Here is a 19,796-nt window from a genome sequence, read left to right as displayed (position 1 = left end):
ATAGCAAGGTTTCAGGCCGTCTGAAACCCACGCTTTCCCCTATCCGTGCAATCGGCTAAAATACCAACCTTTACAACCCCCACATAAGGAAACCGCCATGACCCGTATGGTTCACTGCGTCAAACTCGGCAAAGAAGCCGAAGGCATGAAATTTCCGCCGCTGCCCAACGAATTGGGCAAACGCATTTTTGAAAACGTTTCCCAAGAAGCATGGATGGCTTGGACTCGTCACCAAACCATGCTGATTAACGAAAACCGCTTGAGCCTTGCCGATCCGCGCGCACGCGAATACCTCGCTCAGCAGATGGAACAATACTTCTTCGGCGACGGCGCAGATGCCGTACAAGGCTATGTTCCGCAAGAGCCTAAATAAGCATTGAAAAGCCAAGGCCGTCTGAAACCCGATTTTCAAACGGCCTTTAAAATTCCCGATTGCCCCGCATATTAGGCAAATAGAACAGATAAATCATACAAACCCCTGATTCTCTGTTAAAATCCAAATTTCATTCATTTTCAATCCACACTGGAGCAAACGCCATGCAAAACGACGTTTACGACTATACCTCGCAAGGCTCGGTTGCCAAAAATACCGTCCTGCAAAAAACCTACCGCCTGCTCGGCCTGTCTTTCATTCCTGCCATTGCCGGCGCGTTCTTTTCCGCCAAAACAGGCTTTAACATTTTCACCATGTTCGGTTCATACTATGTTGCCCTGGCCGCCTTCTTCGGCTTCTTCTACGGCATGACCTTCCTGATTGAGAAAAACCGTTACAGCAACGTCGGCGTAGCCCTGTTGATGATCTTCACTTTCGGCATGGGCCTTGCCATCAGCCCTATGTTGCAATACGCCCTGGCGATTAACAACGGCGCGCAAATCGTCGGTACGGCCGCCGCCATGACCGCCGGTGTATTCTTCACCATGTCCGCCATGGCACGCCGCACCACAATGAACATGAACAAACTCGGCAGCTTCCTCGGTGCCGGTGCGATCGTACTCATGATTGCCGTTGTGGCCAACATCTTCCTCAACATCCCAGCCCTGAGCCTGACCATCGCGGCCGGCTTCGTTGTCTTCAGTTCCCTGATGATTATGTGGCAGGTGCGTACCGTTATCGACGGCGGTGAAGACAGCCACATCAGCGCGGCACTGACCATCTTCATCTCCATCTACAATATTTTCAGCAGCCTCTTGAGAATCCTCATCTCTATTAGTGGTGACGACTGATAAAGCCGCAAAGGCCGTCTGAAATTTCAGACGGCCTTTTTGATTTTTGACATCACCGGCAAACTCCCCTATCCTGAACGCCACACAAACCCCATTCCCAACCCAAAATGACCACGACCACTCCGCGCCGTGCCGTGTACGCAGGCAGCTTCGACCCTCCCACTCTCGGCCACCTGTGGATGATACAGGAAGCCCAATCCCTCTTTGACGAACTCATCGTCGCCATCGGTACCAATCCAGAAAAGCGCAACACCTACACCATAGAAGAACGCCGCGCCATGCTCGATGCCATTACCCACCCGTTCCCCAACGTCCGCATCAGCGTGTTTGAAAACCGCTTTTTGGTCGATTACGCCCGCGAAGCCAACGCCAATTTCATCGTCCGCGGCATCCGTTCCGCCGCCGACTACGAATACGAACGCTCGATGCGCTACATCAACAGCGACATCGCCCCCGAAATCTCCACCGTCTTCCTGATGCCGCCGCGCGAAATAGCCGAAGTGTCCTCCACCATGGTCAAAGGCTTGGTCGGTCCACAAGGCTGGCGCGACATGATAGGCCGCTACCTCCCCGACCCCGTCTTTCAAAAAATCCTGCAAGACCACGAAACAAATCCATAAAACAAAGGCCGTCTGAACATTTCAGACGGCCTTCCAATTTCCATTGATTATTTACGGGCAGACATCAACGCCTGCAGGTTTTGATTCAACATTTCCATGTCCAACCAACCGGCGGCAATAAACAGCATCAAAATCACCGTACCCACGCACAGCACACCGATACCATACAACAGATAGCCCACCAAAACACGGCCTACCGTCGCATTCCCCATCCACATCAAACCGCGTACCTGCACCACAAACACCCAAGCCTGCCACAACAGCGCAAACGCAGCCAACGCCGGCACATACAACACCAGCAACAGAGGCAGCAGCAAAGCCTCAGACACCAAAATAAAGCCCCACAAAGGCAGCCGGGGCGCACCGTAATAATGCAGCACCTTGCGCATCGAGCGGCTCAACACCAACCATTTCACAATCACCAAAATCACCGACAGGCACACCGCCGCCGCGCCACTGCCAAACAAAGGCGACATGCTGGCCGCGTTTACCACACCCAACAGCAGCAACACCGCCACCATCACCAAAGGCGAATACAAATACGTCTCCGGCGAACGATAGCGCAAACGCAAAACATCCCACATATCACGAACAAACACATACAGCATGGCATAAATCCAAAGCAAAAAAGCCGATTGTATCTTAGGCCGTCTGAAAATCAAACCGGCAAACCTAAAAACTGCCAATTAAAACGAAAAATAATTCAATACAAAACAAAATCTTAATTTACCGCTTCAAAAATAAAGCCTACAAAGGCTTGCACGAGGCAACGAAATTTGGTTTAATTCACATCTCGCAACGAAACACGCGATGGCCAGATAGCTCAGTTGGTAGAGCAACGGATTGAAAATCCGTGTGTCGGCGGTTCGATTCCGCCTCTGGCCACCACCAGCCGCCTTGAAGCGGTTATTTTTTTATCTATACGATTTGCACGCCATACTTAGCGCAAATCCTGTTCCAGACCATGCGTCCCGATTTCCACACAAGGCCGTCTGAAAAATTTCAGACGGCCGTTGTTCATGTTGGCATGGCATAAAAATCCGCTTCACCGCCCCATTCCGACAGAATACGGTGCTTCCATCCAAATCGGCTGAAACTTTCGCAGACATACTGAATATGAATAAAGTTCAAGGTAGGTCGGTTTACTATATAATACCGTCCAAACCAACCATAACTTACTCATTGCAGGGAAGATAATGAAAAAAGTGCTGATTGTGCATTACTCGCAAACGGGACAGCTCTCGAGCCTGGCGCGAAATTTTGCCGCGCCGTTGCAAACAGCCGGCGTACAGGTCGATTGCGTCAATATCGTACCGGAGCGGGCATTTCCGTTTCCGTGGCCGTTTTGGCGTTTTTTCGATACCTTTCCTGAAACCGTCCATTTAAAACCCGCCCCGATTCTGCCGCCGCAAATCCCATCCGAAGATTACGATGTGGTGGTCATTGCCTACACCGTTTGGTTCCTCTCTCCTTCGCAACCGATGACCGCCTTTTTGCAACGCGAAGAAACGCGCCGGCTGCTGGACGGCAAACCGGTGATCACGCTTATCGGCTGCCGCAATATGTGGCTGGGCGCGCAGGAAAAAATGAAATCTTTGCTGAAACAAAACGGAGCCAAACTCATCGGCAACATCGTAAAAATCGATGCCTGCAACAGCGCGGCAAGTTTCATTACCACGCCCGCATGGATGCTGACCGGCGACAAGCGCTATTTCCGCTCCCTACCCTCTGCCGGCATTGCTGAAGAAGAATTGGCGGATGCGGCGCGGTTTGGTACGAAATTGCGCGATACACTGTTAAACCAACAACCTTTGGACGAAACCCTGTTTCAAAACATGGGCGCGGTGGCAGTTAACGAAAAACTGATTTTCAGCGAACGCGCCGCCGGCCGCAGCTTCTTCGTCTGGGGCAAGCTTTTGATGGCGGCAGGCCGTATTTCTCCGCTCTTGCGCCGTGCGCTGCTGTGCTTCTACATCGTTTTTTTATTGGCGATGATTTTGGTGGTTTTACCCGTCAGCGTGATTTTGAAAAAACTGCTGCATCCGCTGCTCAAAGGCCGTCTGAAAAAGCTGGCGGACTATTATGGACAACCGTCAGGCAGATAATACGTTTCAGACGGCCTCAAACTAGGAATCCATCATGCCCGAAGTTATCCACTACCCAGAACGCCGTCGCTTTCAAATCGATATTGACGGTTTGGAAGCAGGCTACATCAGCTATATCGAACACAACGGCGGCTGGGACGTAAACCATACCGAGGTCTCGCCCAACTTCCGTCATCGCGGCATTGCCAAACTACTGGTGGACGCGTTGATGGAATACGCCGAAACACACCACATCCCGTTGACTGCAAGCTGCGACTACGCGGCGCAGTTTATCGGTTGATTATTTTGACAAACACATCATGACATCGAATAACACACTCAAAGACGTTTATCTCAACCGCGTTTCTGCCTTCTTGCCCAACGCCCCCATCGGCAATGACGAAATGGAAGCCGTCCTCGGCATGGCAGGCGATGTGCCTTCACGCGTGCGCCGTATGATTTTGCGTTCCAACGGCATTTTGTCGCGCCATTACGCCATCGATCCCGAAAGCCGCCGCACGACGCACACCAATGCCGAATTGGCTGCCGAAGCGGTCAACGGTCTGTTTGCCCAAGGCGTTCCAGCAGAAGCCATCGGCAGCCTGGCCTGCGCCACTTCCTATCCCGACCAAACCATGCCCGGACACGGCGTGATGGTGCATGGTTTGCTGGATATGCCGCCTTGCGAAGTGTTCAGCATGGCAGGCGTATGCGCGGCAGGTATGGCGGCGATGAAACACGCTTACAACGCCGTGCGTACCGGCGAACACGCACATGCGGTTTCCGTTGCTTCCGAAAACGCCTCGGCGGTCATGCGCGGCGAAGTGTTTCGAAGTGAAACCGACCATAAAAAACTGGAAAACGCTTCCCCCGAAATCGGGTTTGAAAAAGACTTTTTGCGCTGGATGCTGTCTGACGGCGCAGGCGCGGTGTATCTGTCCGACCGTCCCAATTCAGACGGCCTCAGCCTGAAAATCCATTGGATAGACCTGCTTTCCTACGCCAACGAAATGCCACCCTGCATGTATGCCGGTGCGGAATTCCGCGACGGCGTATTTGAAGGCTGGAAACACGCCGACGCCGATTACGGCCGCCGCCACAGCCTGATGGCGGTCAAGCAGGACGTCAAACTGCTGAACGAAAACATCGTCCGCTATACAGTGGAAAAACCCCTCTCCCAAATCGCCGCCAAACACGGCATCCGCGCCGAAAAAATCGATTGGTTCCTGCCCCACTACTCTTCCGGCTTTTTCCGCGACCGCCTTTCAGACGGCCTGAAAAACATCGGCTTCGACATTCCGCAGGAAAAATGGTTTACCAATCTGCACAGCAAGGGCAACACGGGTTCGGCCTCGATTTACATCATCCTTGAAGAATTTTTGCGCACCTTTCCCATTGAACACGGACAAAAAATCCTGTGTTACGTTCCGGAAAGCGGCCGTTTTTCAACATGTTTCATGCTTTTGGAAGCAGTAAAGGCTGTCTGAATGAAGATTGACGACATCCCTCAAGATAACAGCGCCAGCTACCACGGCCACCGCAAAGTCATCTACGGCACCCGCGACGGCCACTACGAAGCGGCCACCAGCAACGGTTGGCAGGACGAAGCCTACGCCACCGAAATGGCAGTGTGCGAACTCGATGCCCAAACGCAGGCCGCGCGCAAAGCCGTCGAAAAAGGCGAATATTCGCCGCTGTACTACCATATGTTCCGCTGCCGTTATGATGAAACCGGCTTAGCCATGGCGGCAGGCGTATGGAAATGGCAGCTTCGCCGGCATTTCCGCCCCGAAGTGTTCGCCAAACTACCGGCTAAAACCCTGCAAAAATACGCCGATGCCTGCCAAATCAGCATAGACGGCCTCAAACAAACCAATATTTAAAGCCCCTCATGATTACCCTGCATTCGCTCGACCAATCCCGCGCCCTGCGCATTGTTTGGCTGCTTGAAATCCTCGGTACGCCCTACCGCCTGCAAACCTACCGCCGCCATCCCGACACTTTGCTCGCCCCTGACGAACTCAAAGCCATCCATCCCTTGGGTAAATCGCCTTTATTGGATGATGACGGCTTTATCTTGGCGGAAAGCGGCGCGATTACTGACTATCTGATTCAAACCTACGACAACGGCCGTCTGATGCCCGAACGCTGCAGCCGCGAATACTGGCAATATCAACGCTGGCTGCATTACGCCGAAGGTTCTCTGATGCCGTTATTACTGCTCGGGCTAGTGTTCCGCCGGATTGAAAGCGCGTCCATGCCGTTTTTCGTCAAACCGATTGCCCGCAAAATCAGCGGCAGCGTCAAAAGCAGCTTTATCCATCCGCAAGCCGCGCTGCATCTTGCCCACATCAACAGCGAGTTGGAAAACCGCGAATGGTTGGTCGGCAACAGCCTCAGCGGTGCCGACATCATGATGAGCTATCCGCTGCAAGCCGCGGCCGACCGCTTCAATTTTGCCGACCACCCCAATATCCGAGCCTATTTGCAGCGCATCGAAGCGCATGAAGCCTACCGCCGCGCCGTTGAAAAAGCAGGTTCGCCTTTATTGAAACTCGACCAATAAAACAAGGCCGTCTGAAATATTTTCAGACGGCCTGAAACCTTAGTTCACTTATCAAATCGCTTTGCGGTAAACGGTGTTTTTACCAATACGCCGCCCGAATGCTTTGTTCCCCCTCGCCGTTCCACTATAATGGCAACCCATATCCTTCTAAAAAATAACACCATGCCAACCGACAACCGCCCGACTCTTGCCATCGACACCAGCACATCCTTTCTGTCCATCGCATTGGAACATCAAGGCGAAATCCGCCTGTTTCACGAAAACGTCGGCACCAAGCAATCCGAACAAATCCTGCCGCAAATCGAACGCCTCTTCAAAGAAGCAGGCATCACGGCTGCCTATTTGGGCTGCATCATTTATGCACAAGGCCCCGGCGCATTTACCGGCCTGCGTATCGGCGCGGCGGTTGCACAAGGTTTGGCCACACCGTTTGACACGCCCATGATCGGCATTCCCTGCCTCGATGCCACCGCTTCGCTGCTGCCACCATCAAGCTGCGTACTGGCGGCCACCGATGCGCGCATGGGCGAAGTGTTCTACGCATGGTTTGATACACAAAACCACGTCCGCTTGAGCGATTACACGGTTGGCAAAGCCACCGCCATTGCCGCGCCAGAAGGCAAAACGCCTACCGGCGGCATCGGCAATGCCTTTGCTCTCGCCGACAAACCGCCTTTTGACGGTCAGGCCGATATGCCGACCGCCGCCGACTATCTTAAACTTGCCCGCAGCGGCCGCTATCTTGATACTGACGCGGCGCATGCCGAGCTGCTCTACGTCCGCAACAAAATTGCCCTGACCGCACAAGAGCAAGCCCAACAAAAGGCCAAACCGTGAACCTGCGCCCAGCCGTACTTGCTGACTGCCCCACCCTTGCCGCCATCGACGCACAAGGCAATCCTTCGTCGTGGACGGTGCAGCAGTTTGAATCAGCCGTTCAACACCATCCCGACAGCGTTTGGGTCAGCCAGGCAGACCACCAAATTACCGGCTTTATCGTATGGCAAACCGTATTTGACGAATCCGAGCTGCACCTGATTGCCGTCGCGCCCGAATACCGCCGCCAAGGCATTGCGTCCGTCCTGTTGCAACACTGGCAAAACACGGTGCAACAGCAAGGTGCAAGCCGATTGCTGCTCGAAGTCCGCGCAAGCAATGAAACCGCGCAACAGCTCTACCGCAAACACGGCTTCCAAATCTGCGGCCGCCGCAAAAACTACTACATCCTGCCCGACGGTGGCAGCGAAGATGCCGTATTGATGGAGAAATCATGTTAAGCAGCCGCTACCTGCACCTGCACGAAGCCTTGGGCTTGGGCCCGATGTGGCTGAACCAAAACGCCAAAATCATCCATGCCGCGCCTCAAGCCGCACCATCAGCCGCGCCCGTCCGCCCCAAAACCATTGCTGCCGATACCGCGCAAGCCGTGCGCACTTTATCCGCAGGCGCCCATCAGGCACGCACAGCCGCCATTGCCACTGCGCAAACGGCCAAACCGGCAGTCCGCGTTCCCGAAGCGGCACCCAAAGCCATTGCCGAAGCACCGGCAAAAACAGAAAAAGCCACGTATTCAGACAATCTGCCACGCCTTGACGTAACCATCAGGCCGTCTGAAATCATGGTGGTCAGCATTTGCCCGTCCACCGAAGACAGCCTGCACGGTACGCTGTTTAGCGGCGACGTCGGCACGCTTCTCGACAACATCCTCGCCGCCATCGGCCTCAAGCCCGAGCAGGCGCACAAAACCGCATGGGTCAAAACCGCGCCCGTATTCACCGCCCTGCCCGATGCCGAACACATCCGCTCCGAGCTTGCCGAAATGCAAAACGAGCTGACCGCTTCGCAAGCGCGCGCAGTATTGTTCCTCGGCAAAATCTTTGATAGCCCCGACATGATCGGGTTGATGAACGAATTGTGCGCAGAGCGGCCGCATTTTGTCATTCCCCACCCTGCCCGCCTGCTGATGCAGCCGCAACTCAAAGCGCAGGCATGGCAAATCTTAAAGCCGTTGAAACAGCTTTTGGCCAAGGCCGTCTGAACATTCTGTTCAAGCTGAAATCAGGTTTTTTCACCAACAAAAAAGGGCGTGTTCGACACGCCCTGACGTTTTTCAATATTCCGCCGAATGCCAAAAAGGCTGACCCACCGTCGGCGTACTGGCGCGCGCTTTCTCACGCGCCTCCACAGGTTCCGCCTCATAAGCCATACGGCCCGACTCGACCGCAAGCGCAAAAGCGCGTGCCATATTGACCGGATCTCCGCTGCGGGAAACGGCGGTATTCAGCAGCACGCCGTCAAAACCCCATTCCATCACTTGCGCCGCCTGCGAAGGCAAACCCAAGCCTGCGTCGATAATCAGCGGCGTGTCGGGCAGGCGTTCGCGCAGAACTTTCAACGCATAAGCATGAACTGCGCCCAAACCTGTGCCAATCGGCGCCGCCCACGGCATCAACGCCTGACAGCCTGCGTCGAGCAGTCGGCGACAGGCAATCAAATCCTCGGTGCAATAAGGCAGCACTTTGAAGCCGTCTTTAATCAGGATTTCTGCCGCTTCGACGAGCTGGAACACATCCGGCTGCAACGTGTCATCATCGCCGATAAGTTCGAGCTTGATCCAATCGGTATCAAACACTTCACGCGCCATTTGCGCAGTGGTCACGGCTTCCTGAACGCTTTGACAGCCTGCGGTATTGGGCAACACAGGCACGCCCATTTCTTCCAACAACGACCAAAAACCCTGCCCGTGCGCTTCGCCGCCGCTGCCGGCACGACGCAACGAAACGGTAATCATTGCCGGTTGCGCGATTTGGACAGACTGCTTGAGTATTTCCGGCGTCGGATAAGCAGCCGTACCGAGCAGCAGCCGTGAAGGGAAAGTTTCTCCGTATAGGGTAAACATGATGGATTCCTTTGTAATATTATTTTTGGGGCAATAGCCTTCTGAAAAATCGGTTCAGATAGTTTCCAAATAGTTTTCAAGTCCTTCGGCGACCTTGGTCGGAATAAACTCGGTAATTGTGTATTTCGCTACACCTTCTCGGTGAAACGGGTCTTCTGCAATTAACTTTTCCACCTGCTCCCTGCCTGATGCTTTCATCAGGATAACGCCGCCCGTCCGCGGCTGTTTGCGGCCAGACATCACAAATACACCTGCTTGATAATACCGTTCGAGATACGCAATATGCTCGGACAGGTAGGTTTCAACCACAGCCAAGTCTTTAATATATTCCAACGATACGATAAACATTTCTTTTCCTTTTCTCAGCATTAAACCAATAGCGCAGCTATACGCGCAGTAAAACCGCTTATCCGCCGACTACGGGGCGCACAATGTCCACTTTGTCGTTTTCGTTTAAAACCGTTTCCGCATACGCACCTTTGGAGACAAACTGGGTATTGACGGCAACGGCAAACGGTTTTTGCGGCGCGGTTTGGGCGATAAGGTCGGCAACAGTTGTGCCGTTTAATGTGATGGCTTCATTGTTTAATATAATCTTCATGATGTTTGCTCCTCTTATCGGACTTCTTATTTTCAGACGGCCTTATTCATTCCACAAAGCCTGAAACGCTTTAACCACTGCTTCGGGATTTTCCGCTTCGGTAACGGCGCGGACGACGGCGAGGGAGGAAACGCCGGTGGCAAGTACATCTTCAGCGTTGTTCAAATCGATGCCGCCGATGGCGACGACGGGTATGCCGCGAGCCTGTTTCACATATTCGCGCAGTTTCTCCAAGCCTTGCGGGGCGGTGGGCATTTGTTTGGTCGTGGTCGGAAAAATCGCGCCGCTGGCGACGTAGCTAGGTTGTACGGACAAGGCGCGATCGAGTTCGGCAACAGAGTGCGTACTCAAGCCCAAGCGCAAACCGGCAGCTTCAATCGCGGCTAGGTCGGCAGTGTCCATGTCTTCCTGCCCGAGATGCACGCCGTATGCACCTGCGGCAATCGCTTCGCGCCAGTGGTCGTTGATGAAAAGCTGGGTTGCACTGTTTTGACAGGCTACGACGCAACGTTCGATTTCGCGTTTCAACTCGTCGCCATGCAGGATTTTACAGCGCAGTTGCACCGTGTCGGCACCTGCTTTGACCATGCGCTCGACCCAGTCAGCAGTGGGAACGACGGCGTAAAATTTTAGCGGGGATTTGAGTGGCGGGAAGGTCATAACGGCTCCGAAAGGAATAATTCGTTGTTATATTATCAGAAAAGGCCGTCTGAATAATATTTGTTTTCAGACGGCCTGATTGAAAAAATGAATATTGCCCTATTCGGCTTTGGCTTTATAAAAATATGAACATACTGATGGGTTATCAAAATGAGTGCCATATTGGCGCCCCACATTCGGAGACCCAACCCATGAAAAAAATTTCTCTTGTTAGCCGCCCTTCCCTTACTGTTTACCACTTATTCAAATGCCGCCACGCCTAAAGCGGAAGCTTCAAAACCAGCTTCGGCACACAAACAAACCAAGCAGCGTTTTTCCGGCAAAATCACCGGCTATCAAACCGCCGAGCATTTGTTCTCCGTACGCAAGGGCGACCGCCTGCGCATCAGTAAAACCGGCAGCCCTAACGCCTATTTCAACGTATGGGCACCCAAAGACGATGAAGCCGTATTTAACGGTTCGGCACAAGGCGATAAATTTGACGGTATCGCTACCCAATCGGGCAAATATAAAGTGCAGGTCTATATGATGCGCGCCCAAGCCCGCCGTAACACTACTGCCCATTACGCCGTAAACGTCATCAAAAACTAAGGGGCTGACGTAGATTAGCCCTAAATTCCACACCAATCTCGCAGGATTTTAAGCTGTTGAGACGGTGTGCCGAAGTTAAATCGAAATTCGCATTCTTTCAAGAACAGCGGGAAAGATTTGCGATCGATTCCGTTGTATTTTCGCAAGAAACGTTTTGCCTGATTCCAAAAATTCTCAATGCCGTTAATGTGGTTCTGACGGTCGACAAATTCCTTGGAATGGTTGATGCGGTAATGGATAAAACCGCTCACGTCCAACTTATCATAGCTGCTCAGGCTATCCGTGTAAACAATGCTGTCCGGCATGATTTTCTTTTTGATGACAGGGAATAACGTTTCAGACTTGGCATTATCCACCACAACGGTATAGACCCGTCCGTTGCGTTTCAGAATGCCGAAGACAACCACTTTTCCTGCCGCACCTCGACCACGTCTGCCTTTACGCTGTCCGCCGAAATAGCTTTCGTCCAGCTCGACAGAGCCCTCGAAAACCTCATCGGCAGCCAAGGCCAAATGATGGATGATGACATACATATTTTGCGGTAGAATAGAGTTATTTATCCTGCGACTAGGTAGAAGGCGCGGAAAGTCCGGCAGAACTGGTCAGCCTGATTGAAAGCGGCGACTACGAAGCCCTGCTTGCCGAAGATTCGGACGAACATGGCCAAGGCCACGAACATCATTGCGGCTGCGGCTGTTCCCTCGGCTGAGTCAGCCTGCCCATATTATCTACCGCCTCGATTTTCATATTAAAAGGAGACTTACCAGCATGATAAGCAAAGCAAAATTCAATACCGTTGTCGGCAGCATAGGAGCGGCAATAGGTATTTTCGTATTTGTCGCCTATATCCCCCAAATTATCGCCAATATGCAAGGGGCAAAGGCGCAGCCGTGGCAACCCCTGTTTGCAGCAGTATCCTGTCTGATTTGGGTTTTGTACGGTTGGAGCAAAGAACCCCGGAAAGACTGGATTCTGATTATACCCAACGCAGTCGGCGTGATATTGGGATTTCTGACTTTTCTGACTTCGCTTTAAACAAGGGGCTAATCTACGTCAGCCCCAAAACTAAACGCCCTCATGATGTAAAGCTTTAAAAAACAGCAAAGGCCGTCTGAAAATTGAAATTTCAGACGGCCTTTTAAACGGTTTGAAAAGGACGTATCGAACACGTCTTTTTTTTCCTATTACAACAGGAACATGGTTGCTAATCCCAAGAAAATCAGGAAGCCGCCGGAGTCGGTAACTGCGGTAATCAGCACCGAGCTGCCCAATGCGGGGTCGCGTCCGGCTTTTTCCATAATGACGGGAATGAGGACGCCGACGGTTGCGGCCAGCAAAAGATTCAAGGTCATCGCGGCCACCATGACCAAACCGATGCCGATGTTGCCGTAGAGCAGCCATGAAATCACGCCCATCACGGTGCCCCAAATAATGCCGTTGACGAGGGCGACGCCGACTTCTTTTTTCAGCAGGCGGCCTGCCTGCGTACTGGTCATTTGTCCCATTGCCATGGCGCGGACGATCATGGTGATGGTTTGGTTGCCGGAGTTGCCGCCGATGCCGGCGACGATGGGCATCAGCGCGGCCAGTGCGACAATTTTCTCGATACTGTCTTCAAATGCGCCAATCACGCGGCTGGCGATAAAGGCGGTACACAGGTTGATGGCAAGCCACATCCAGCGGTTTTTCACCGAGTCCCAAATCGGAGCGAACAAGTCCTCTTCTTCTTGCAAACCAGCCATGTTAAACATGTCGGCTTCGGATTCTTCACGGATCACGTCCACCATTTCGTCAATGGTTATCCTGCCGATCAGCTTTTTGTTTTCATCGACAACCGGCGCGGTCACCAAGTCATAACGCTCAAACGCCTGCGCCGCTTCTTCCACGTCGTCTTCGGGACGGAAGCGCACGACATCGGTGGCCATCACGTCTGCCACCATGTCTTCGGGGTCGGCGACCAAGAGTTTGCGGATGGGCAGCACGCCTTGCAACACGTCGTTTTCATCAACCACGAAAATCTTGTCGGTATGGTCGGGCAGGCTGTCGAAACGGCGCAAGTAACGCAACACGACCTCACACGTCACATCGGCACGGATGCTGACCAATTCAAAGTCCATAATCGCGCCGACTTGGTTGTCTTCGTAAGACATCGCCGCTTTGACCTGCTCGCGTTCTTCTTCATCACGCGTTTGCAGCGCTTCGTACACCACTTGGTGCGGCAGGTCGTCTGCCAGCTCTGCCAATTCGTCTGCGTCCAAATCATCGACGGCGGCCAACAGCTCGTCTTTGTCCATGGACTCGATCAGCGTTTCGCGTACGGCGTCGGATACTTCCAGCAATACTTCACCGTCGTCTTCCGGGGCGACCAAAAACCAGACGATGTTACGCTCGCGCGGCGGCAGGGATTCCAAGACGGCGGCCACGTCGGCGGGGTGCAGCTCGGCCAAGAGGACGGTCAGCTCGGTGAACTTGTCGCGCAGGCTTTCGTCTTCAATCGGCACGCCTGCTTCGATTTGTTCAAAGGACGGCTCGAGGATTTCGCATAAGGCATGGATGCGGTCGATATCGTCAGAGATGCGATCGTCAGAAATGCGGTCTTCCACCGCTTCATTGTCGGGGGTATGGTCGAGATTCGGAGGGGTTTGTTCGATGCTCATAAATGCTCCGCCCGCCGGATGCGGGGAGGCATTTCGGCGGGATGATTATGGTTGTTGTGTGTCTGATGGGAAGTTCAAAGGCGAACTGGGAAGGTCCATAATTCGAGCCTGCTGAGAGGCGCAGAGTTGCAAACGGTGCATATTCTACTCTTTTTTAGGCCGTTTTACCATTTTTAACGGGAAAGGCCGTCTGAAACCGGGTGATAGCGACACCCTTTTTTTCAGACGGCCTGATGATTTGATTTTATTTGTTTCGCCTGCCGAATGCTTCCCTGACCACGTCCAACCAAGCCCTTAAGGCCGGCGTCGGGCGTTGGTGTTTTTTCCATGCCATGGTGAGCTGCCAGCGGATTTCGGGTTCGACCAAAGGAATGGCGGCAAAGACATCGGGATTGATTTTTCGGGCATAGTATTCGGGCAGCAGGGCAATGCCCATATTGTGCGCCACCATGTCGGCGACCAAATTCCATTGTCCGGTACGGCAGACAACGTTGGGCGTAAAACCTTGATTGCGGCAGGCCGTCTGAATGGTTTCGTTGAGTGAAAAGCCGGCGCCGAACAGAATGAAGGGCTCGTGTTGCAGGCTTTTGAGCGTCAGTGCATCGTGTCTCGCCCGATTTTTCGGCATCAAGACCACCAGCGGATAGTCGCACAAGGTAATGCTGTCGAAGTCTTCGTGAACCGGCGCGAGCAGCTGCCCGGCATCGAGTTCGTTGTTGCGCAAGGATTGCTCGATGGCGAGCGAGCCTTGTTCCAAAAACGACAATTCGATGTCCGGCCATTTTTGGTGGAAATCAAACAGCGCATGACTGAGCAAATCGCTGCCAAACAAAGCCAAACCCAAACGCAGCGTCCCGCTTTTGACATGGCGGTAATCGTCAATGCGGGCCAGCAGCAAATCGCGTTCATGTAGAAGGTTTAACGCGTGGCGATAGACTTCTTCGCCGATTGCGGTCAGCTGCACCTGCCGCTTTTTGCGTCCGTTTTCTTTGCACAAAAGCGGCACGCCCAATTCTTCTTCCAAAGCCTGAATGATTTTGCTGACCGTCGGCTGCGTCAAATTCAACGTGGAAGCCGTGGCCGAAAAACTTTGCAGGCGGATGAGTTCAGCAAAACAATACAGGCTTTTGAAGTCCATTATTCCTCTAAGGCATGATTATTCGTTTAATAATTCATATTATGCAGAAACCAGGTTTCTATAATCAAGCCTTTCATTCAACACACACCCATATCATGGATTCCCTCACCAGATTTTTTCAGACGGCCTTGCAGCTTGCCATCATCGGCGCAGTATGGGGCGTTTCCGACCTTATCGTCCGCTTCACGCATCTGCCTATTTCTTCAGGCGTATTGGGCTTGTTCCTCATGCTCGCCCTTTTGGGGGTCGGCATCATCCGCCCGGGCATGGTTGACCGCGGCGCAAAATGGGCATTGGGCGAACTCGTCTTTTTCTTCATCCCCATCATGGTTTCCGTCTTGCAATATCAAGACCTGCTGATGTCCGAAGGCTGGCAGCTGATTTTGACCATCGCCGTCGGCACCGCGCTCGTGATGATCAGCACCGCCCTGACCCTCGATTTCTGCTACCGCTGGAAACGCCGCCTCTACAAAAAACTCCACTCCTAAAAATAGAGAATAAAAATGGACTACACCGCCCTCGCCTGCTTCATCTGGACTTGCTTTGCCTATGTCGTTGCCAAAAAAATCCACCGCAAAAAACCCTTAATGATTTTCTCCCCCGTCGTTACCGTCTCCGTCAGCACCATCCTCCTGCTGCTGGCATTCGGCGTCAATTACGACACCTACCACAAATATACCCAAGGCATCGTCTTCCTGCTCACTCCGGTTACCGTTGCCTTTGCCGTCCCCATTTATGAAAACCGCGAAGTCATCCGCCGCCAACTGCCCATTCTCTCCATCGCCATTATGGTAGGCATGTTTGTCGGCGTAGTCAGCGCATTCCTCATGAGCCATATGTTCCACTTCAACAACGAAGTGACCAACAGCCTGATGGCGCGTTCCATCTCCACGCCGTTTGCCGTCGTCCTTGCCAGCGAAATCCACGGCTCCGCCTCGCTCGTTTCCCTGTTCACCATCATCACCGGCTTTGTCGGCATGATATTCGGCGACCTGTTTTTGGCCTTTACCCGCATCCGTTTCCACACCGCCAACGGCGTGGCATTCGGCAATGCCGCCCACGGCTTCGGCACATCGCGCGCCGGACAACGCCACGAAACCGAAGGCGTCATGGCCAGCCTGACCATGATTTTGGCCGGACTGTTTATGGTATTGTTTGGCCCGACCATGGTGCATTTGGTGATTTGGATGATGAGTTAACCTTTTCTCCATTCTTGCCGATACATAAAAAGGCCGTCTGAAAAATGACTTTCAGACGGCCTTTTCATTTGCTCAAACCTTATTCTTTAGGCAGGCGCAGGACGGAGACGATGAATCCGCCCCAAATGACGATCAATGCGACAAGCATCATAATAATGGCTGAAGTACTCATTATTCGTCTCCTTCACGTTCGTGTTCATGTTCGTCTTTGACATTGAAGTTCTGACCATGTTTCCACGGCAAAAAAGACAGCAGGACAGACAATACCAAGAGAGCGCCCACCATGCCCCAACCAAAGATATTGAGGAAGCTGTCAGGATAGCCGCTGTAATTCTCTTTTAAGAGGCCGGCGGTATCTTGATAAAGCATATAGCCGAGCATAGCGACGGTAACCACCACGCTGGCAGTCCAAACTTTACCGACACGGATGGAAGACAGCGCGTTCAAGTGATTGCGCAGTTCCGGCAGCTTGCGCAACAGGACAATCGCCAGAACGTAAACAAAACCAGAAGCCACAATGCCGTAGGTATTGATGAATTTATCCAATACGTCCAACACAGGCAGGCCGGTGGTCGTACCGAACAGCAAGGTAGAAATAATCGCCATTGGCACGCCTGCAATCAGAGTCGCGCTGACACGGCCGATGTTCATTTTGTCTTGAATCGCGGCCACAATCACTTCAACGATGGAAATCATGGAAGTTACACCGGCAAACACCAGCGAGCCAAAGAACAACACGCCGATCAACGCGCCCATAGGGGCTTGGTTGATGATGGTCGGGAACGCGATAAACGCCAAGCCGATACCGCTGGATGCCACTTCGCTGACTTCCTTGCCTGCCGCGTGCGCCATAAAGCCCAATGCTGCGAATACGCCGATACCGGCGAGCAACTCAAAGCTGCTGTTGGCAAAGCCGACAACCAAGCCCGTGCCGCCCAAGTCGGTTTTTTTCTTCAGGTAAGAAGAATAAGTAATCATGATGCCGAAGCAGATAGAGAGCGAGAAGAAGATCTGGCCATATGCGGCTACCCAGACTTTCGGATCGGACAATCGGCTCCAGTCAGGCGTAAACAAAGCGTCCAAACCTTTTGCCGCGCCCGGCAGAGTCAGCGCAATGCCCACCATGATGACGAACATCACCACCAACAAAGGCATGAAGAATGTGGACGCACCGGCCACACCTTTTTGCACGCCCAAAGCCATAATCGCCAGCGTAAACACCCAGACGGCAATCAGCGGGCCGGCAACTTTACCGACAAAATCCAAGCCCAAGTCTTTGGCATCAGCCATTTGCAGGAAGTCTTTGAAGAAGAATGCCTGCGGATCCGTACCCCATGCCGAAGTCAAAGAATAATAGGCATAGCTTGCCGCCCAGCCGACAATCACGGCGTAGTAGATACAGATGATGACGTTGGTCAGGAAGTTCCACCAACCCATCGGCTCAAACAAACGGCCGAGGCGGCGGAAGGCCAAAGGTGGCGAACCGCGGTAACGGTGGCCGATGGCGTAGTCGAGCAGCAACAGCGGAATACCTGCCGTCAACAGCGCAACCAAGTAAGGGAGGACGAAAGCACCGCCGCCGTTGTCGAAAGCGATGTAAGGGAATCGCCAAATGTTGCCTAAGCCCACGGCTGAGCCGATGGCAGCAAACATAAAGGCGCGGCGACTGCTAAACGTCGCGCGTTCGCTGGATTGAGAATTTGACACGATGAACCTCTTCAAAGTCGAGTGTCGCCAAGGCCATTCAGCCTTGCGCGTATATATTTAGGAATCAGGCCGGGCAAGCCGGTCGGTTAAAGTAGATATTCGGACAAGGATAATATCCGATATAGAGAATGCACCGCTTATGGCCATGCAAACATAATCTGACCTTATCGTAAAAAAATTTAACACTGTTGGCAAGTCAGTATTGAATTTAAATCACAGCAAAATCTTCATACACTACGACTAAAAACTTCATACACTTATTTATATAACACCCGAACACAGCCCAATCCCCCCCTCGTTTTTCCCTCTCTTGCTCCGACCATTTCCCCTTTGCTAAAAACCGCCTTCCCCTTATCCGGCAAGGAAAAACAGGAATCCAAGGCGTTTAAATTCCATGTCATCAAAAATGTTCAGACGCCTTTTACTTTTACTCGATTAAACCCGGGCCGTCTGAAAATTACACTGTTGTATGTTGTAATCAAAAGCTACACTCACATTCTGTTTAATATAAACAAAAACAATCCGCCTTTTCCCGTTTCCTTCATTACCATGATTTAAAACAAGCATAAAACACTAAAAATATGGTTAATAAAAAATAAAATTTCAAGAAATATTAAATAACATTAAATTTAAACCTGTATTTCTACTCTAATCATCTACAATCAAAAATAATCAAACCTAAAAATTTCAATAAAACATTAATTACACAGCACTACATTTTTGCTATAATTGCCACCATTCACTCCACAACCCAAACCCAAAAGAAGAGGAAAAGCCATGGGTATCAAAGTTGCCATCAACGGCTACGGCCGTATCGGCCGCCAAGTAGTGCGCGCTATTTTTGACTACAAACTGCAAGACCAACTCGACATCGTTGCCATCAATGCCAGCGGCAGCATCGAAACCAATGCTCACCTGACCAAATTCGACACTGTTCACGGCCGCTTCAACTCTGAAGTTTCCCACGATGAGAAACACCTCATCATCGACGGTAAAAAAATCCCTTACTTCTCTACCCGCAACCCAGCCGAATTGCCATGGGGCGAATTGGGCGTTGACCTGGTCATGGAATGTACCGGCGCATTCACCAGCAAAGAGAAAGCCAAAATCCACTTGGAAAGCGGCGCGAAAAAAGTGCTGATTTCCGCTCCCGGCGGCGATGACGTTGACGCAACCATCGTTTACGGCGTAAACGACGACGTGATTACCGACGACATGACCGTTATCTCCAACGCATCTTGTACCACCAACTGCCTGGCACCTGTGGCCAAAGTGTTGAACGAAAACATCGGCATCGTAAACGGCGTGATGACCACCATCCACGCGCTGACCAACGACCAAACCGTAACCGACGTACGCCACAAAGACCTGCGCCGTGCGCGTAGCGGCGTGGAAAACATGATTCCGACCAAAACCGGCGCTGCAAAAGCCGTCGGTTTGGTATTGCCGGACCTGAAAGGCAAACTCGACGGCCTTGCCATCCGCGTACCGACCGTCAACGTTTCCCTGGTTGACCTGAGCTTCCAAGCAGGCCGCGACACTTCTGCCGAAGAAATCAACGCACTGATGAAAGCCGCTTCCGAAGAAGGCCGTCTGAAAGGCGTATTGGCCTACAATACCCTGCCACTGGTTTCTATGGACTTCAACCACACTACCCAAGCCAGCACATTTGACTCTACGCTGACCAAAGTCACCGCAGGCAAAATGGTTAAAGTGTTCGCATGGTACGACAACGAGTGGGGCTTCAGCTGCCAAATGCTGAACACCGCGCGCCGTATGTTCGGTTTGGAAGTACGTCCGTTCTAATCGGCTTCCAACACAAAGGCCGTCTGAAACATCTTTTCAGACGG

Annotated in this window: 25 protein-coding genes, 1 tRNA gene and 1 pseudogene; 17 read left to right on the top strand and 10 right to left on the bottom strand. The window is 52.4% G+C overall.

What is annotated here, in order from left to right; all coding sequences use genetic code 11:
* The first annotated feature begins 97 nt into the window (after positions 1–97).
* The 3 genes from ACTHSX_RS03600 to coaD all read left to right on the top strand — a co-directional run bounded on the left by ACTHSX_RS03600 (position 98) and on the right by coaD (position 1,844).
* Positions 98–373, top strand: coding sequence for an oxidative damage protection protein (locus tag ACTHSX_RS03600; RefSeq protein ID WP_003682648.1), 276 nt, complete (start codon positions 98–100; stop codon positions 371–373).
* Positions 374–537: 164 nt separating this feature from the next.
* Entirely contained in the window at positions 538–1,224 is a 687-nt protein-coding gene (locus ACTHSX_RS03595) for a Bax inhibitor-1 family protein (RefSeq protein WP_440376829.1), read from the top strand.
* 107 nt (positions 1,225–1,331) lie between these two features.
* Positions 1,332–1,844 carry a pantetheine-phosphate adenylyltransferase gene (gene coaD, locus ACTHSX_RS03590; protein ID WP_283121346.1) on the top strand — a complete coding sequence of 171 codons (513 nt, stop codon included), beginning with the start codon at positions 1,332–1,334 and terminating at the stop codon, positions 1,842–1,844.
* Positions 1,845–1,891: 47 nt separating this feature from the next.
* On the opposite strand, the gene ACTHSX_RS03585 is transcribed toward coaD, so the two are convergent.
* Positions 1,892–2,452, bottom strand: a complete 561-nt coding sequence (locus ACTHSX_RS03585; protein WP_440376828.1) for a hypothetical protein — start codon at positions 2,450–2,452, stop codon at positions 1,892–1,894.
* Between the two features lie 204 nt (positions 2,453–2,656).
* On the opposite strand from ACTHSX_RS03585, the gene ACTHSX_RS03580 reads away from it, so the two are divergent.
* The 9 genes from ACTHSX_RS03580 (at position 2,657) to ACTHSX_RS03540 (ending at position 8,532) form a co-directional block, all read left to right on the top strand.
* Positions 2,657–2,732: transfer RNA gene (locus ACTHSX_RS03580), tRNA-Phe, on the top strand.
* Positions 2,733–3,040: 308 nt separating this feature from the next.
* Complete coding sequence (locus ACTHSX_RS03575) at positions 3,041–3,949, top strand: dialkylrecorsinol condensing enzyme (protein WP_440376827.1); 909 nt, start codon at positions 3,041–3,043, stop codon at positions 3,947–3,949.
* A 34-nt stretch (positions 3,950–3,983) separates the two neighbouring features.
* Positions 3,984–4,229, top strand: a complete 246-nt coding sequence (locus tag ACTHSX_RS03570) for a GNAT family N-acetyltransferase (RefSeq protein ID WP_063076807.1) — start codon at positions 3,984–3,986, stop codon at positions 4,227–4,229.
* Positions 4,230–4,248: 19 nt separating this feature from the next.
* Entirely contained in the window at positions 4,249–5,415 is a 1,167-nt protein-coding gene (locus tag ACTHSX_RS03565; protein ID WP_063076806.1) for a beta-ketoacyl-ACP synthase III, read from the top strand.
* Positions 5,416–5,811, top strand: coding sequence for a hypothetical protein (locus ACTHSX_RS03560; RefSeq protein ID WP_063076805.1), 396 nt, complete (start codon positions 5,416–5,418; stop codon positions 5,809–5,811).
* Positions 5,812–5,819: 8 nt separating this feature from the next.
* Positions 5,820–6,494 (top strand): glutathione S-transferase family protein, encoded by a 675-nt coding sequence (locus tag ACTHSX_RS03555; RefSeq protein ID WP_440376826.1) that lies wholly within the window; start codon positions 5,820–5,822, stop codon positions 6,492–6,494.
* A gap of 162 nt (positions 6,495–6,656) precedes the next feature.
* Positions 6,657–7,331, top strand: a complete 675-nt coding sequence (gene tsaB, locus ACTHSX_RS03550; protein ID WP_063076803.1) for a tRNA (adenosine(37)-N6)-threonylcarbamoyltransferase complex dimerization subunit type 1 TsaB — start codon at positions 6,657–6,659, stop codon at positions 7,329–7,331.
* Positions 7,328–7,771: a ribosomal protein S18-alanine N-acetyltransferase gene (rimI, locus tag ACTHSX_RS03545; RefSeq protein ID WP_063076802.1), complete on the top strand. Its 444-nt coding sequence runs from the start codon at positions 7,328–7,330 to the stop codon at positions 7,769–7,771. The genes tsaB and rimI overlap by 4 nt, the downstream gene beginning before the upstream one ends.
* Positions 7,765–8,532, top strand: a complete 768-nt coding sequence (locus tag ACTHSX_RS03540; RefSeq protein ID WP_440376825.1) for a uracil-DNA glycosylase family protein — start codon at positions 7,765–7,767, stop codon at positions 8,530–8,532. Before rimI ends, ACTHSX_RS03540 begins: the two co-directional genes overlap by 7 nt.
* 72 nt (positions 8,533–8,604) lie before the next feature.
* Here the strand turns inward: ACTHSX_RS03540 and ACTHSX_RS03535 are convergent, their stop codons facing one another.
* From ACTHSX_RS03535 to thiE, 4 genes are read right to left on the bottom strand one after another with little or no spacing between them, the layout of a single operon-like run.
* Positions 8,605–9,393, bottom strand: coding sequence for a thiazole synthase (locus ACTHSX_RS03535; RefSeq protein ID WP_440376824.1), 789 nt, complete (start codon positions 9,391–9,393; stop codon positions 8,605–8,607).
* Between the two features lie 54 nt (positions 9,394–9,447).
* Positions 9,448–9,741, bottom strand: a complete 294-nt coding sequence (locus ACTHSX_RS03530; protein WP_440376823.1) for a YciI family protein — start codon at positions 9,739–9,741, stop codon at positions 9,448–9,450.
* Between the two features lie 58 nt (positions 9,742–9,799).
* Positions 9,800–9,994 carry a sulfur carrier protein ThiS gene (gene thiS, locus ACTHSX_RS03525; RefSeq protein WP_114926035.1) on the bottom strand — a complete coding sequence of 65 codons (195 nt, stop codon included), beginning with the start codon at positions 9,992–9,994 and terminating at the stop codon, positions 9,800–9,802.
* Between the two features lie 42 nt (positions 9,995–10,036).
* Positions 10,037–10,654, bottom strand: coding sequence for a thiamine phosphate synthase (gene thiE, locus ACTHSX_RS03520; RefSeq protein ID WP_070765585.1), 618 nt, complete (start codon positions 10,652–10,654; stop codon positions 10,037–10,039).
* A 207-nt stretch (positions 10,655–10,861) separates the two neighbouring features.
* Between thiE and ACTHSX_RS03515 the strand changes: the two genes are divergently transcribed.
* Entirely contained in the window at positions 10,862–11,245 is a 384-nt protein-coding gene (locus tag ACTHSX_RS03515; RefSeq protein ID WP_004518967.1) for a hypothetical protein, read from the top strand.
* Between the two features lie 20 nt (positions 11,246–11,265).
* On the opposite strand, the pseudogene ACTHSX_RS03510 reads toward ACTHSX_RS03515, so the two are convergent.
* A pseudogene (locus tag ACTHSX_RS03510) lies at positions 11,266–11,795 on the bottom strand (IS1595 family transposase); the annotation flags it as partial.
* 218 nt (positions 11,796–12,013) lie between these two features.
* On the opposite strand from ACTHSX_RS03510, the gene ACTHSX_RS03505 reads away from it, so the two are divergent.
* Positions 12,014–12,280, top strand: a complete 267-nt coding sequence (locus ACTHSX_RS03505; protein WP_004518970.1) for a SemiSWEET family transporter — start codon at positions 12,014–12,016, stop codon at positions 12,278–12,280.
* A 149-nt stretch (positions 12,281–12,429) separates the two neighbouring features.
* Here the strand turns inward: ACTHSX_RS03505 and mgtE are convergent, their stop codons facing one another.
* Positions 12,430–13,902 carry a magnesium transporter gene (gene mgtE / locus ACTHSX_RS03500; RefSeq protein WP_440376822.1) on the bottom strand — a complete coding sequence of 491 codons (1,473 nt, stop codon included), beginning with the start codon at positions 13,900–13,902 and terminating at the stop codon, positions 12,430–12,432.
* 244 nt (positions 13,903–14,146) lie between these two features.
* Positions 14,147–15,040, bottom strand: coding sequence for a LysR family transcriptional regulator (locus ACTHSX_RS03495; RefSeq protein WP_440376821.1), 894 nt, complete (start codon positions 15,038–15,040; stop codon positions 14,147–14,149).
* Positions 15,041–15,054: 14 nt separating this feature from the next.
* Between ACTHSX_RS03495 and ACTHSX_RS03490 the strand changes: the two genes are divergently transcribed.
* Together ACTHSX_RS03490 and ACTHSX_RS03485 are read left to right on the top strand one after the other, a co-directional pair.
* On the top strand, positions 15,055–15,528 hold the full coding sequence (locus tag ACTHSX_RS03490) for a CidA/LrgA family protein (protein ID WP_440376820.1): 474 nt from the start codon (positions 15,055–15,057) through the stop codon (positions 15,526–15,528).
* 15 nt (positions 15,529–15,543) lie between these two features.
* Complete coding sequence (locus tag ACTHSX_RS03485) at positions 15,544–16,239, top strand: LrgB family protein (RefSeq protein WP_003748143.1); 696 nt, start codon at positions 15,544–15,546, stop codon at positions 16,237–16,239.
* Between the two features lie 79 nt (positions 16,240–16,318).
* Here ACTHSX_RS03485 and ACTHSX_RS03480 read toward each other — a convergent pair whose 3' ends face one another.
* A complete protein-coding gene (locus ACTHSX_RS03480; protein ID WP_036472778.1) occupies positions 16,319–16,411 on the bottom strand; it encodes a methionine/alanine import family NSS transporter small subunit in 93 nt (30 codons plus the stop codon).
* Positions 16,411–17,946: a sodium-dependent transporter gene (locus ACTHSX_RS03475; protein ID WP_440376819.1), complete on the bottom strand. Its 1,536-nt coding sequence runs from the start codon at positions 17,944–17,946 to the stop codon at positions 16,411–16,413. The genes ACTHSX_RS03480 and ACTHSX_RS03475 overlap by 1 nt, the downstream gene beginning before the upstream one ends.
* Positions 17,947–18,723: 777 nt before the next feature.
* Between ACTHSX_RS03475 and gap the strand changes: the two genes are divergently transcribed.
* The gene (gap, locus tag ACTHSX_RS03470; RefSeq protein WP_003682614.1) at positions 18,724–19,752 is read left to right on the top strand and encodes a type I glyceraldehyde-3-phosphate dehydrogenase; all 1,029 of its coding nucleotides are present in this window, start codon (positions 18,724–18,726) and stop codon (positions 19,750–19,752) included.
* Positions 19,753–19,796: the final 44 nt, after the last annotated feature.

Origin of the sequence: Neisseria sp. P0014.S002 (assembly GCF_051958295.1) — a bacterium.
GTDB lineage: Bacteria > Pseudomonadota > Gammaproteobacteria > Burkholderiales > Neisseriaceae > Neisseria > Neisseria flavescens_B.
This window is presented reverse-complemented; position numbering and strand designations above follow the sequence as displayed.